The 14,359-nt window shown below is 74.0% G+C and carries 8 protein-coding genes; 6 read left to right on the forward strand and 2 right to left on the reverse strand.

All coding sequences use genetic code 11. The annotated features are described in order from the left end of the window. Nucleotides 1-81: 81 nt before the first annotated feature. From ACF1G2_RS12005 to ACF1G2_RS12030, 6 genes are all read left to right on the forward strand, one after another. Nucleotides 82-3,492: an SCO5717 family growth-regulating ATPase gene (locus tag ACF1G2_RS12005; protein ID WP_391798171.1), complete on the forward strand. Its 3,411-nt coding sequence runs from the start codon at nt 82-84 to the stop codon at nt 3,490-3,492. A 177-nt stretch (nt 3,493-3,669) separates the two neighbouring features. Next, on the forward strand, nt 3,670-5,526 hold the full coding sequence (locus ACF1G2_RS12010) for an ABC transporter substrate-binding protein (protein WP_391798172.1): 1,857 nt from the start codon (nt 3,670-3,672) through the stop codon (nt 5,524-5,526). A 12-nt stretch (nt 5,527-5,538) separates the two neighbouring features. Further along, nucleotides 5,539-6,600: an ABC transporter permease gene (locus ACF1G2_RS12015; protein WP_391798173.1), complete on the forward strand. Its 1,062-nt coding sequence runs from the start codon at nt 5,539-5,541 to the stop codon at nt 6,598-6,600. Further along, the gene (locus ACF1G2_RS12020) at nt 6,597-7,496 is read left to right on the forward strand and encodes an ABC transporter permease (RefSeq protein WP_391798174.1); all 900 of its coding nucleotides are present in this window, start codon (nt 6,597-6,599) and stop codon (nt 7,494-7,496) included. The genes ACF1G2_RS12015 and ACF1G2_RS12020 overlap by 4 nt, the downstream gene beginning before the upstream one ends. Continuing rightward, nucleotides 7,493-8,458: an ABC transporter ATP-binding protein gene (locus tag ACF1G2_RS12025; RefSeq protein ID WP_391798175.1), complete on the forward strand. Its 966-nt coding sequence runs from the start codon at nt 7,493-7,495 to the stop codon at nt 8,456-8,458. Before ACF1G2_RS12020 ends, ACF1G2_RS12025 begins: the two co-directional genes overlap by 4 nt. Further along, nucleotides 8,455-9,540: an ABC transporter ATP-binding protein gene (locus tag ACF1G2_RS12030; protein ID WP_391798176.1), complete on the forward strand. Its 1,086-nt coding sequence runs from the start codon at nt 8,455-8,457 to the stop codon at nt 9,538-9,540. Before ACF1G2_RS12025 ends, ACF1G2_RS12030 begins: the two co-directional genes overlap by 4 nt. A gap of 42 nt (nt 9,541-9,582) precedes the next feature. Here ACF1G2_RS12030 and ACF1G2_RS12035 read toward each other — a convergent pair whose 3' ends face one another. After that, nucleotides 9,583-10,539 carry a bifunctional riboflavin kinase/FAD synthetase gene (locus ACF1G2_RS12035; protein WP_391798177.1) on the reverse strand — a complete coding sequence of 319 codons (957 nt, stop codon included), beginning with the start codon at nt 10,537-10,539 and terminating at the stop codon, nt 9,583-9,585. A 31-nt stretch (nt 10,540-10,570) separates the two neighbouring features. Beyond that, a complete protein-coding gene (locus ACF1G2_RS12040; RefSeq protein ID WP_391798178.1) occupies nt 10,571-14,245 on the reverse strand; it encodes a trypsin-like peptidase domain-containing protein in 3,675 nt (1,224 codons plus the stop codon). Nucleotides 14,246-14,359: the final 114 nt, after the last annotated feature.

Here is a 14,359-nt window from a genome sequence, read left to right on the forward strand (position 1 = left end):
CCCACGAACGCGGTTGGCGTTTAGGGTGGGTAGAGCCCGCCCACGACAGCACAAGGGTGCGCGACCACACCAGGAGGCAAAGTGAACGGCGATCGGGACGAGATCCACGGGGGTTGGAATCCACCCGCCGATGATCAGTCCGACGCGGATCCCGCCGAGATGACGGGTGAGTTCACCATCGACTACACCCCTCCGGCCTGGTACACGCAGAACGCGTCGGGATCGGCCGGCTCCGGGGCCGCCGGAGGCGCTACGCCACCGGCGCCGCATGGTGCTCCGCCTGCCGTTCCGGGGCTTCCGGCGGGCAGCGGATTCGAGCCCAACTGGGCACCCCAGCCGCCGGTACCGCCGGCTCCGGGCCCCGTCGCGCCGTCCATGCCTCCTGCTCCGGGGCCGGTCGTGCCGGCGATGCCCGCGACTCCGGGACCGGTCGTGCCCTCGACGCCCGCGGCTGAGGGCCCCGTCGTGCCCGCCACGCCCGCCGCTCCGGGGCCGGTCGTGCCGGCGATGCCCGCCGCTCCGGGCCCCGTCGTGCCCGCGATGCCTGCCGCACCCGTCGTGCCCGCCGCCGACGGGTCGTTCGGGGGCGGCGATCTGGAAAGCGGCGCCACCATGCGCTTCTCTCCCGCCGCCATGAAGCGCGAGATGGCGGAGATCTCCGAGCGCGCGGCCGCCGCCGCGCACACGGGTGGAGGTGAAACCGGCGCGACATCTGCCCCCGACGGGGCTGCGGGCGACAGCTCGGCGGCCCCGGCGGACCGCCCGGTGAGCTCCGGCGACGGCGCGGCGTCCGATGTCTCCGACTCCAACACTCCTCCCACGCCGCCCACGTTCGACACCCATGGCACGCCCGACGGTGTCCCCGCGGAGCCGGAGGACCGTTCCGCCGAGGCCGTCGGCGCCGCCGGCGGTGGATCCGCCGAACCGGCGGAGAACGGCGCTCCCGCAGACGAGGTTTCGGCCGCTGTCCCCGACGGCTCCGCTCCGGCGGAGGACGTGAGCGGCGCGGCCCCGGATGCCCCCGAGACGCCGGGCGGCGCCCCGGTCCCGCCTGCGGGCGATTCCTCCCAGTCGGAGCCCTCCGTCTCGAGCGAGCACTCCACGCTCGCACCGCCCCCGGCCCCGGCCCCCGTTCTGCCGGGTGAGGCGCATGACGGCGCCTCAGGCGCGCTGCCGGCCGCCGACGAACCCCAGGACGCCGTCCCGGCGCCGATGCCGCCCGTGGTTCCTGCGGCACCCGCGCCGCAGGACGGGGCCGGGCTGCCGCCGCTGCCGCCGTCGTTCCAGCCCGCGACGCCCACGCCCGCGCCGCAGTGGCCCGCCCCGGTGGCTCCCGGCGACCAGTCGGCACCGGCGCCGGCCGCTCCGATGCCGGCCGCCGCCTCCTGGCAGACGCCGCCCGCTGCCGTTCCGCCGCAGGGTGGATACGGGTTCCCGCAGCCGGGTCAGGCCGAGCAGCCGCCCGCGGCACAGGCACCTCAGGCACAGGCACCTCAGGCTCCGGCGCCCCAGGGTGGGTACGCCTTCCCGCAGCCGGGTCAGCCCCAGCCGGCACCGCAGGCGCCCACCGCCCCCGCACCGCAGGGCGGATACGGCTTCCCGCAGCCCGGTCAGGCCGAGCAGCCGCCCGCTGCCGTTCCGCCGCAGGGCGGATACGGGTTCCCCCAGCCGGGTCAGGCCCCGGCCGCTCAGGCTCAGCCTGCCGCCGCGCCTCCGCAGGCCCAGGCCCAGGCCCAGGCTCCGGAGCCTCAGCCTCAGGGCGGCTACGGGTTCCCGCAGCCCGGTCAGCCCCAGCCCGCACCGCAGGCACCCACCGCCCCCGCACCGCAGGGCGGATACGGCTTCCCGCAGCCCGGTCAGGTCCCGGCGGCCCAGGCTCAGCCCGCGCCCGTGCCCCCTCAGGCCCAGGGCGGCTACGGCTTCCCGCAGCCCGGTGAGGCGCAGCCCCAGCCGCAGCCCGAGGCGCAGGTTCCGCCGCAGGCGCCCGTCGACCCGCGGACCGGTGCCGCCTGGCCCACCCCGGTGACGCACGACCAGCGCGAGCGGTCCGTGCCGGGTGCGCCGCTCGGGTACACCGCCGCGGTCGAGCTCTCCTCCGACCGGCTGCTGCGCAACAACAAGCAGAAGGCCAAGTCCAGCCGGAACCCCGGCGCCTCCGCCCGGTTCAAGCTCGGCGGCAAGAAGGAGGAGGCCGAGCGGCAGCGCAAGCTCGACCTCATCCGCACCCCGGTGCTGTCCTGCTACCGGATCGCGGTCATCTCCCTCAAGGGCGGTGTCGGCAAGACCACGACGACCACCGCGCTCGGCGCGACCCTGGCCACCGAGCGCCAGGACAAGATCCTCGCCATCGACGCCAACCCCGACGCCGGCACCCTCGGCCGCCGGGTGCGCCGCGAGACCGGGGCCACGATCCGTGACCTCGTGCAGGCGATCCCGTACCTCAACTCGTACATGGACATCCGCCGCTTCACCTCGCAGGCGCCCTCCGGTCTGGAGATCATCGCCAACGACGTGGACCCGGCCGTCTCGACGACGTTCAACGACGAGGACTACCGGCGGGCGATCGACGTCCTGGGCAAGCAGTACCCGGTCATCCTCACCGACTCCGGTACGGGTCTGCTCTACAGCGCGATGCGCGGCGTGCTGGACCTCGCCGACCAGCTGATCATCATCTCCACCCCGTCCGTCGACGGCGCCTCCAGCGCCTCGACGACGCTCGACTGGCTCTCCGCCCACGGGTACGCGGAGCTGGTGCAGCGCTCGATCACGGTCATCTCCGGGGTGCGCGAGACCGGAAAGATGATCAAGGTCGACGACATCGTTCAGCACTTCCAGACCCGTTGCCGCGGGGTGATCGTGGTGCCCTTCGACGAGCACCTGTCGGCCGGGGCGGAGGTCGACCTCGACATGATGCGGCCGAAGACGCGTGAGGCGTACTTCAACCTGTCGGCGATGGTCGCCGAGGACTTCGCGCGGGCGCAGCAGGTGCAGGGGCTGTGGACGGGCGACGGTCAGGGCGGACTGCCGCCGAACGCCGCCCCGCCGATGCCGGGCCAGCAGCAGATGCCGGGACAGCCCATGCCCGGCCAGCAGCCCATGCCGGGACAGCAGCAGATGCCCGGTCAGCCCATGCCCGGTCAGCAGCAGATGCCCGGTCAGCCCGCGCCCGGGCAGCCGTACGCGCCGCAGCCCGGTCAGCCGTACGCCCCCCAGCCGTACCCGCAGGCTCAGCCGCAGCCCTACCCGCACCAGCCGTACGCGCCTCAGCCGGGTCAGCCGGGCCAGCCGGGACAACCCGGGCAGCCCGGACAGCCGCCTCAGTACGGCCAGCCCGGCCAGCCCGGCCCGGCCCAGGGGTGGGAGCAGCAGCCCCCCGCGCAGCCCGTACCTCCGCAGGCGCAAGCGGATCCGAACGCTCCGATGCCGCCCGCCGGGTGGCCGCAGCAGCCCCAGCAGACACCTCCGCAGGCTCCGCCAGCCCCTCAGCAGTAAGGCGTCACAGGAGTAGACCAATGAGGCCCCGCACCGGCTCCCCGGTGCGGGGCCTCATTGCATTCCCGCAGCCCACAAGGGGTTTGAGTCATCGTTGACGACGTCGTCCACCGCTGATAGACCTTCGCTTCACCAGTTGGCGCCCAAGATCCACGACGCGAGGTACGTCCTATGGTCATGGTCACGAAGGTCCCGCCCCGCCCCGCCGCCTCCCGAAGACTCCCCCGGCTGCTGCTCGCCGCGGGTGTCGCCGCCACCACGCTGATGGCCGTCCCCCAGGTCACGGCCCAGGCCGCGCCGGCCGCCGATGGCGACGCCAAGAGCGGCGGCACCACCCTCACGGTCGCCGTCTCGCAGAGCGTCGACTCGCTGAGCCCGTTCCTCGCCCAGAAGCTCGTGTCGACCAGCATCCACCGTCTGGCGTACGAGTACCTGACGAACTACGACGCCGAGGACGCCCGGGTGATCCCGGGTCTGGCGACCGCGTGGACGTCCTCGCCGGACAAGCTCACCTGGACGTACACGATCCGCGAGGACTCGACGTGGTCCGACGGGAAGAAGGCCACCGCCGAGGACGCCGCCTGGACGTTCGGCAAGATGATGTCGGACCCGAACGCCGCCACCGCGAACGGCAGCTTCACGTCCAACTTCAAGAAGGTCACCGCACCCGACCCGCGGACCCTCGTCATCGAGCTGAAGAAGCCGCAGGCCACCATGACGGCGCTGGACGTGCCGATCGTGCCCAAGCACGTCTGGGAGAAGGTCGGCGACTTCTCGAAGTTCAACAACGACCAGCAGTTCCCGATCGTCGGCAACGGACCGTTCGTCATCACGGACTTCAAGGTCGACCAGTACATCAAGATGAAGCCGAACAAGGGCTTCTGGCGGGGCGCACCCAAGTTCGACGAGCTGGTGTTCAAGTACTACAAGGACGGTGACGCCGCCGTCGCCGCGCTGCAGAAGGGCGAGGTGTCCTTCGTCTCGAACCTGACGCCCGCTCAGGCCGCGGCGCTGAAGTCCGCCGAGAACATCAAGGTCAACGACGCCCCCGGCCGGCGCTTCTTCGCCCTGGCCACCAACCCGGGCGCGCGCTCCAAGGACGGCAAGACCTTCGGCAACGGCCACCCGGCGCTCCTGGACCCGGCGGTCCGCAAGGCGCTCTTCCTGGCCGTCGACCGGACCACGATCGTCGACAAGGTCTTCCAGGGCCACGCCGTCGAGGGCGAGGGGTACATCCCGCCGCGCTTCGGCGCGTACTTCTGGAAGCCGGGCGCCGCGCAGAAGCGCGCCTACGACCCGGCCAGGGCCGCGCAGCTGCTCGACCAGGCCGGCTACCGGAAGAACGGCGAGGGCAAGCGGGTCGGCAAGGACGGCAGGCCGCTCGACTTCCGGATCCTCTGCCACGCCACCGACCCGAACGACAAGGCGGTCGGGAAGTACCTCCAGGAGTGGTGGGGCGAGCTCGGCATCGGGCTGAAGGTCGAGTGCCTGGACAACGTCGGCGATCCCTGGACGAAGGGCGACTACGACCTCGCCTTCGACGGCTGGTCGGTCAACCCCGACCCCGACTACGTCCTGTCGATCCACACCTGCGGCACACTGCCCGCGACCCCGAAGGACACGGGCGCCACCGACAACTTCATCTGCGACAAGCAGTTCGACACGCTGTACGCGCAGCAGTCGGCGGAGTACGACGCCGCCAAGCGGGCGGATCTCGTCAAGCAGATGCAGTCGAGACTGTACGACACCGGGTACATGAACATCATGGCCTACCCGAACGCCCTGGAGGCGTACCGCTCGGACCAGATCAAGTCCATCACGACCATGCCCGCGGCCGCCGGCAACCTCTGGGGGCAGGACGGCTACTGGAGCTGGTGGTCCGCCGCGCCGACCCCGGCGTCCACCGCCGCCGGATCCGAGCGCGAGTCCTCCAACGGTGTGATCCTCGGCATCGGCGCGGCCGTGGTGGTCGTGGTCGGCCTCGGTGTCCTCCTCGGCATGCGGCGGCGCTCCACCGCCGACGACCGCGAGTAGACGAGCGGCGACGTGACGACAGCAAGCACCCCCGCCGACGTGGTGCGGACCGAGAAGGTCCGCACCACGGACGGCGCGTCCCGTACCGGTACGACCTTCCAGTACCTCCGCTACGTGGCCGGGAAGCTGGGCGGCGCGGCCGTCTCGCTCTTCGCCGTCCTGGTCACCAGCTTCTTCCTGTTCCGGATCATCCCCGGCGACCCGGTCAAGGCGATGACGCACGGGATCCCCACCTCGGCGGAGCAGCTGGCGACGCTGCGCCGTCAGTTCGGGCTCGATCTGCCGCTGTGGCAGCAGTTCACCGACTACTGCGCCAAGGCGCTGAGCGGCGATCTCGGCACGTCGTACCAGTTCCACGCCCCGGTCGGCGATCTCATCGCGACGAAACTGCCGGCGACACTGCTGCTGACCGGTGTCGCCGTGGTGATCTACTCGGCGCTCGGCCTCTGGCTCGGCACCCGCTCCGCCTGGCACCACGGCGGGCTCGGCGACAAGGTGAGCACGGGCGTCGCGCTGACCCTCTGGTCCGTGCCCTCGTTCTGGCTCGGGCTGCTGCTGATCATCGTCTTCTCGGTGGGCATGGGGCCGGTCCCCGGTCTCTTCCCGACCGGCGGCATGGAGTCGGGCGCGGGTGAGACCGGCTTCGCGTACGTTCTCGACGTGGCCCACCACATGGTGCTGCCGGTCGTCACCCTGGTGGCGGTCGGCTATGCGCAGACGCTGCTCGTCATGCGCTCCTCGCTGCTCGACGAGATGGGCAGCGACTATCTGACGACGGCCCGGGCGAAGGGGCTGCGCGACGACGTCGTACGGCGCCGCCACGCCGTGCCGAACGCGCTGCTGCCGACGGTGACGATGGTCTTCATCAACCTCGGCCATGTGGCGGCCGGTTCGATCCTGGTGGAGACGGTGTTCTCCTGGCCGGGCCTCGGCGGGCTGTTCTACCAGGCGCTCAGCGTGCCCGATCTGCCGCTCGTCCAGGGCCTCTTCGTGGTCTTCGCCGGCGCGATGATCGTGATGAACCTGATCGCCGATCTGCTCTATCCGCTGCTCGACCCCCGGGTGGGCCGATGACCTCCTCGTCACTCTCGTCTCTGGCCTGGGAACGCCGACGCGGTACGGTGTCCCGCTTCTGGAAGCAGTACCGCACCCACCGCGCCGGTCTCTACGGTCTCACCGGGCTCGCCCTGATCGCCCTGCTCGCGCTCACCGCCCCGCTCCTCGTCGGCGCGGACGTCCAGTCCGTGACGAATGCGCCGGGTACGGCCATGGAGCCGCCGAGCGCCGAATTCCCCCTCGGGACGGACCAGTTCGGGCGCTCGCTGCTCGGGCTGCTGCTCTGGGGCGCGCGGATCTCGCTCCTCGTCGGGCTGCTCGCGGCGGCGCTCTCGGTCGCCATCGGCACCCTGGTCGGGATCATCGCCGGGCACTACGGCGGCTGGTTCTCGACGGTCGTCATGCGCATCACGGACTGGTTCCTCGTCATGCCGACGCTCGTCCTCGCGATCGTGCTCGCGACCGTGATGTCCCGCTCGATGTGGACGGTGATCCTCGCGATCGGCGTCACCAGCTGGCCGACCACGGCGCGTCTCGTGCGGGCCCAGACGATCGCAGTGGAGTCCCGTCCGTACATCGAGCGGGCCACGGCGCTCGGCGGTGGACACGGGCACATCATGAGCCGGCACGTGCTGCCCAACGTGATGCCGCTGGTCCTCGCCCAGACCACGCTCGGCATCTCGACCGCGATCCTCACCGAGGCGACGCTCGCCTTCCTGGGCCTGGGCGATCCGACGGTGGTCTCCTGGGGCGGCATGCTCCAGGACGCCCGGGAGGCGGGTGCGGTCTCGTCCGGCCACTGGTGGTACCTCGCGCCGCCCGGGATCGCGATCGCGCTGGTCGCGCTGGCCTTCACGCTGTGCGGCCGGGCGGTCGAGTCCGTGCTGAACCCGAAGCTGGGGGTGGGGCGATGAGCCTGCTCGAGGTACGGAACCTGTCGGTGACGTACGGGTCGGGGGCGTCGGCCGTCCCCGCCGTGCGGGGCGTCGACCTCACCCTGGAGGCCGGGCAGAAGCTCGGCGTCGCGGGCGAGTCGGGGTGCGGCAAGTCGACGATGGCGCTGGCGCTGCTGCGCCTGCTGCCCGCCTCGGCGCGGCTGACGGGGCAGATCCTGCTGGACGGCGAGGACGTCCTCGCCATGAAGTGGGGGCGGCTGCGGGCCGTGCGCTGGGCGGGCGCGTCGATCGTCTTCCAGGGCGCGATGCACTCGCTGAACGCGGTACAGCGGATCGGCGACCAGATCGCCGAGCCGCTGCTCGTGCACGGGCGGCCCACCCCGGCGGAGGCGCGGAAGCGGGTCGGCGGACTCCTGGAGCACGTCGGTCTGCCGGCGGCGCGGGCGGCGGCCTATCCGCACGAGCTGTCCGGCGGGCAGCGGCAGCGCGTGATGATCGCGATGGCGCTGGCCTGCGATCCGCGCCTGATCGTGGCGGACGAACCGACGACGGCGCTCGATGTGATGATCCAGGCGCAGATCCTGCGTCTGATCGAGCGTCTCGTGGCCGACGACGGCATCAGCCTGCTGATGATCAGTCACGACCTCGCGGTCCTCGCCGACACCTGTGACCGGCTCGCGGTGATGTACGCGGGGCGGGTGGTGGAGGAGGGCCCTGCGCGTCAGGTGTACGACGCGGCGGAGCACCCGTACGGGCGCGCCCTGTCGTCGGCCTTCCCGAGGATCGGCGACCCGGCGTCGCGCCGGGCGCCGCGCGGCCTTCCGGGCGATCCGCCGGATCCCGCCGACCTGCCTGCCGGATGCGCGTTCCATCCGCGCTGTCCGGCGGCCGTGGAGGTCTGCGGGGAGCAGGACCAGGAGCTGCGGGAGGCGGGCGCGGGGCGCCGCGCCGCCTGCGTACACGTAGGGAGTGGCTCATGAACCCGCTGACACCGGACGCCGCACCGACGGGCGTGGGCGCGGGCGCCGGCGCGGGCTCGGGCGCGTCGGTGGCCTCGGCGCCTCCGGAGGGCGCGGCGAAGGCCACCGGTCCGCTGCTGTCCGCGAGCGGGCTGTGTGTCACCTTCCCCGGGAGACGGGGCGCTCCCCCCGCGCGTGCCGTGGACGGGGTGGATCTCGACATCGGCGCCGGGGAGATCGTGGCCCTGGTCGGCGAGTCGGGGTGCGGGAAGACCACGCTCGCACGGTCGCTGCTCGGGCTGGTGCCGCCGACGGCCGGCTCCGTGTCCTTCGCCGGTGAGCCGCTCGCGTACACCTCCCGCGCCCTCAAGGCGTACCGCAGGCGCGCCCAGCTGGTCCTGCAGGACCCGAGCGGCTCGCTGAACCCCCGGCACACCGTGTACGACGCGGTGGCCGAGGGGCTGCGGATCCACGGGTACGACGGGGACGAGCGGGCTGCGGTCGCCCAGGCCCTGTCCCGTGCCGGCCTGCGCCCGCCGGAGCGGTTCTTCCTGCGCTATCCGCACGAGTTGTCCGGGGGGCAGCGCCAGCGTGTCGTCATCGCGGGCGCGCTGGTCCTGCAGCCGGAGCTGATCGTGGCGGACGAGCCGGTGGCCTCGCTGGACGCATCGGTACGGGGCGAGATCCTGGCGCTGCTGCTGCGGCTCCGCGACGAACTGGGGCTCTCGGCGCTGGTCGTGACGCACGACCTCGGCCTCGCGTGGAACATCGCGGACCGGGTCGCGGTGATGTACCTGGGGCGGATCGTGGAGACCGGCACGGTGGAGTCGGTCCTGACTGCCCCTCGGCATCCGTACACCCGGGCGCTGCTGTCGGTGCTGCCGGAGTCCGAGGGGGCGCCGGTGGTGCTGGCCGGCGAGCCGCCGGATCCGGCCCGCATCCCGTCCGGGTGCCGTTTCCACGCGCGCTGCCAGGTCCTGGCCTCGGGCGAGGCCGAGGCGGTCGCGGACCGCTGCCGGAGCGAGGACCTCCCGGTGCTCGGCGGCGGCGGCACGCGGGAGGTGGCCTGTCACTGGGTGAGCGCCGGCGTGAAGACGCTCTGACGTCCGGGGGCGCGTCGCAGGACGGCGCCCCGGAAACGGCGGTCAGTTCTTCCTGTCGTACACCGCGGTGAGTTCGCGGGCCTGCTTCACGTCCCCGGCCATCGCTTCGAGCAGATCGTCCAGGGTCTCGAACTTGAGCATGCCGCGGACGTACGCCAGGAAGTCGACGGCCACGTGCAGGCCGTACAGGTCCAGTCCCTCGCGGTCGATGGCGTACGCCTCGACCGTCCGCTCCGTCCCGTCGAACTGCGGGTTCGTACCGACCGAGATCGCGGCAGGCATGCGCTCCCCGGCGGCGGTGAGCCAGCCGGCGTACACGCCGTCCGCCGGGATCGCGGTGTGCGGCAGGGTCTCGACGTTGGCCGTGGGGAAGCCGAGCTCGCGGCCGCGCTGGGCGCCGCGGACCACGATGCCCTCGACGCGGTGCGGGCGTCCGAGGATCTCGGCGGCGCCCTCCACGTCGCCCTCGGCGACCAGACGGCGGGTGAGCGTCGAGGAGAACGGGTCCCCGCCGCCCGCCGTGCCGCTCACGAAGAGGTCGATGACCTCGACCTCGTAGTCGTACGTGGCGCCGAGTTCGGCGAGGTAGGCGACGTTGCCGGCGGCGCGGTGGCCGAAGCGGAAGTTCGGCCCCTCGATGACGGCCTTCGCGTGCAGCTTGTCGACGAGGACCTTCACGATGAAGTCCGCCGGGGAGAGCTGCGAGAAGTCGGCCGTGAACGGCAGGACGAGGACCGCGTCCACGCCAAGGCCCGCCATCAGCTCGGCGCGGCGGGGGTGCGGGGCGAGCAGCGGGGGGTGACTGCCAGGCCGCACGACCTCGGAGGGGTGCGGCTCGAAGGTGACCACGACCGAGGGCACGCCCAGCTCGCGGGCGCGCTCCACGGCCCTGCCGATGATCAGCTGGTGCCCGCGGTGCACCCCGTCGTAGGAGCCGATGGTGACGACGCTGCGCCCCCAGTCCTGGGGGATGTCCTCCAAGCCACGCCAGCGCTGCACTGTGACCGCTCCTCGTCCGCCTGTTCGCCGATTACGCCGGTCTAAGACTGCCATGCCCACGGCCTTCTCCTCGCATCGGCATGGACCTGCCGACGCTCTGGACCGTACGGGCGGCGGCGGGGCCGACCAGGACGGACCAGTCGTCGGGGGCGTCGGCGATCCAGCGGGCCAGCTGGACCCCGAACGCGGGCACTTCGCGGGCGAGCTCGACGAGCCGCCGGTCGCAGCAGGTGGCCCCCTCGGTCGTACGGACGAGGAGGAAGGCGGTGCGGCGGACGAGGTCGCGGGTGCGGACCTCCGGGCGCCTCTCGCAGCCGAGAGCGGCGGCGCGCAGCAGGGCGTCGAGCACGGTGAGGTCCCGCGCGGCGTACCGCTCGTGGTCGAGGAGTACGTCGAGGAGTTCGGTGCGCAGCAGGCGGGAGGCCCCCGTGCCGGGCGCGGCGAGCACAGGGGCGAGGGCGCTGCGGACCTGTACGGGCCGGCCCCGGAGCAGGCCGGTGACCAGGGGGAACAGGACCGCGCGGGCGGCGGGCCCGTGTTCGAGGCGGCGGTCCACGAAGGCGGCGGCGTGGCGGGCGCCTTCGGGATGGCGGTCGACGTACGCGCCGACGAGGGCGGCCGCGCGCCGGGCGAGGGCGGGCGTGGTGATCTCTGCGAGCGCGCGCAGGGCCTCTCCGGCGGCCTCGCCGGATCCGTGCAGCCGGGCCTGGAAGGCGGCGAGGACGGGTTCGGGGTGGGTGGGGAGCGCGGCGGCGAGGGCGTCCGCGGGGACGCGGGGGTGGGTCAGGGCGCGGGGCAGATGGCGGGAGCGGGTGTGCGGGTCGCGGACGAGGAGGCCGAGCGCGGGGCCGTGCAGGGAGCCGTCGCCGGGGCGGGCGAGCAGGGCGAGGGCGGCGTACCGGAGGAGCTCGCGGTCGGGGCCGGTCGTGGCGTGCGGGGCGACCAGGCTGCCGTACGTGGCGGCCGCGGTGCGGCGCGCGGGCCGGCCGTCGTCGTGGGCCCAGCGGTCGACGGCCCGGCAGACGGCCGACGGCTCGTCCTCGGTGAGCGCGACGAGCAGTCCTTCGGCGAGCGGGTGGGCGGTGGCGACGAGCGCCTCGCACAGGTCGTCGACGGCCAGGTGCCGATGGGTGTGGAGCAGGGCCTGCGCGGCGGTGCCGACGGTGGCGTACGGGGCGGCGGCGAGGGCGCGTCCGTCGCCGAACCAGCGGCAGAGCAGCGGCTGTACGCCACGGGGCTCGGCGACGAGGCGTTCGGCGACGACGTCGAGGAACCGGGGCGCCGTGGTCAGGCCGACGGGCGGGTCGGCCGGCACGAGTCTGCGCAGCAGGTCGATCCGTTCCCCCTCCCCGACCCGCAGCGCCTGCCAGAACGCGGGCCCGAAGACCGGGGCGGCCGGCCCGGAGGGGTGGGAGCGCGGTGCGGGCGAGGTCGCGGCGTGCGCGGCGGCGACGGCCGGGGGCCGGGCTTCCGGCGCGGGGCGCTGCTGGGGGATCGCCTCCCCGGGGGGCGGGGCCGGGCGGGGGGCGCCCAGCCGGTCGGCGAGGTGACGGAGGACCGGGAGGTGGGGCCGGGGGTCGGGAAGGCCGAGCAGAGTCCGGGCCAGGAGCCGGGAGGCCCACCAGCCGGTGTCACCGGCCGCGCGGCCATCGGCGCGGAGCCGGTCCAGGGCGTCGGCGAGACCGGTCAGGCGGAGTCCGAGCGCGTCGGAGCCGTGCTCGCGGTCCATCAGGAGCAGGGCCTGCACGACGGGCCCGATCCGGTGCCGCGGCACGGGCAGGGGGTCCTGACGGCCCTGCGACGGGCCTGCGGGCGGAGAACCCGGAAGGCCGGGCGCGGCCGGGGTGACCTCGGCCGGCGCGGGCGGAGAGCCCGGAAGGGCGGGCGCGGGCGGGGAGAACTCGCCCGGCGCGGGCGGAGAGCCCGGACGGGCAGGCGGGGGCGGGGTGACCTCGGCGAGCGCGCGCAGCGCGCCGTCGACGTCCAGGTGGGCGCCCTGGATCCAGTCGGCGAACTCCTCGTGGCCGAAGCGGTAGCCGGAACCGGCCGGGACGAGGAGGCCCTCGGTCAGGACGGCGGAGGCCCAGCCGGTCCGCCAGGGGAACAGCTCCTCGAAGGAAGCGCGGTCCAGCTCGCCCTGCCCGGGCCCCAGGCACCTGCGGGCCGCCTCGTGGACCTGCCCGGCGACGCGCGTGGCGAGCCTGCGGACGGCGGCGCCGTGCGGGACGGGGCGGGTTCCGGCGGCGATCCGTACGGCCACCCTCAGACACATCAGGTCGAGGTGGGCGGCGAAGACCTCCTCCCGCCCCGGCGTCCCGGGCGTTCCCCCGGGCATGGCCTCCCGTACCTCGGCGAGCAGCCGCAGCGTGAGGGGGTGCCGGGCGTCGTCGGCCGCGGGAGGGGTGCGGTCGAGTCCGTACCGCGCGCGGGCGAGCCGCGCCTCGTCCTCGGTGAGATCGCCGAGGCGTACGGCACCGGGCACCGCGCCGGGCAGCGCCTCGTCGGCGGGGCGGTGGAGCGCCTCGGGGGTGTAGTGCCGGCAGGCCTGTTCCCAGTGCTCCGGCCGGCAGCCGAGCATCAGCCGGGCGCTGTGGGCACGCAGCCAGGTCTCGGTGCCCGTGGTCCAGGCGGGGAGGCGGTGCGCGAGGGCCGGAGGCATCTCCTCGGGGCCGTCGAGGACGATCAGGAGCGGCCGGCCGGCGGCGCGGGCGAGTGCGGCGGCGCGTTCGGGTGTGGCGGTCGTGGTGTCGCCTCGGGCACCCGAGGCGGTGACGATGCGTCCGGCCTGGCGCAGGACCCGGCCCGCGGCGTCGGCGACGGAGGTGTCGTCCGCGCGCAGGTCGGCCCCGCGCAGCCGGACCGTGGGCGCGGGCTCGGCGCCCCGGGCCCGCTCGGCGCGGTGGGCCTCGAGCGCGGTCGTACGGCCGGTGCCGGGGGCGCCGACCAGGGCGAGGACCAGTGCGCCGGATGCGGTGAAGGCGGCGAACTCCCGGATGCAGTCGGCGCGTTCGACGGGCGCGGGACCCGCCCCAGCGGTGTCGACGGCTCCGGTGGAGGTGGCGGTGAGCTCCAGGACGGCGGCCAGGTTGAGCTCGGATCCGTAGCAGGGCGCGGTCGCCGCGTTGCGCCTCAGCAGCCCGGCCAGCCGGTCCACCGGGGCGAGCGGCAGTGCGTATCCGGCGGCACGGTGGTCGCCGTGCAGCGCGGTGGCGAGGACGGCGAGGACGGCCCCGGTCTCCGGGTCGACCACGGGGCCGCCCGTGGCCTGTCCGCCCAGCCGAAGGGCTTCCGCGCCTTCGGTGCCGATGGCCAGCTCCCAGGCGTGGCCGAGGGCCCGCCTACGCCCGGCTTCCGTGTGGCTGACCGCGGCCGCGCCGAGAACCCGCGCCTCGCGCCAGCCATGGGCCGCGATCCGTACGTACGTCCCCGGCTCGACCTCCGTCCGTGCGGAGACCGGCATCGGCCTGACGTCGAGCCCCTCGGTCGCCACGAGCGCGAGACCGGTCCCGGGCAGGGCGGTGACCGCGTCGGCGCCGGCGAGGTGTGTCCGGTCGCCGGGAGCGTGCAGGGCGATCCCGACGAGCCCGTCTACGGCCTCGTGACTGGTGACGACCGTTCCCCGGTCGTCGGCCACGAAGCCCGTTCCGCGCGGTCGGCCCGCCGGATCGCAGATCCGTACCAGCGTGCCGAGGTCCCCGCGTCCCATGGTGTCGACGGTAGGTCGGCGGTGATCACTCCGAGAACCACACAAGCCGAACGCGCCCCCCAGCGCTCCCCCGTTTCACTCCAAGCGCCCGCCCGAAGGGGTGAATACGCGGAC

The organism is Streptomyces sp. NPDC013457, assembly GCF_043089925.1.
GTDB lineage: Bacteria > Actinomycetota > Actinomycetes > Streptomycetales > Streptomycetaceae > Streptomyces.

Bases quoted from the DNA above. Each gene is read 5' to 3' on its own strand.
- ACF1G2_RS12010 (WP_391798172.1), top strand. From the start codon at position 3,670: ATGGTCACGAAGGTCCCGCCCCGCCCCGCCGCCTCCCGAAGACTCCCC.
- ACF1G2_RS12020 (WP_391798174.1), top strand. From the start codon at position 6,597: ATGACCTCCTCGTCACTCTCGTCTCTGGCCTGGGAACGCCGACGCGGT.
- ACF1G2_RS12025 (WP_391798175.1), top strand. From the start codon at position 7,493: ATGAGCCTGCTCGAGGTACGGAACCTGTCGGTGACGTACGGGTCGGGG.
- ACF1G2_RS12030 (WP_391798176.1), top strand. From the start codon at position 8,455: ATGAACCCGCTGACACCGGACGCCGCACCGACGGGCGTGGGCGCGGGC.
- ACF1G2_RS12040 (WP_391798178.1), bottom strand. From the start codon at position 14,245: ATGGGACGCGGGGACCTCGGCACGCTGGTACGGATCTGCGATCCGGCG.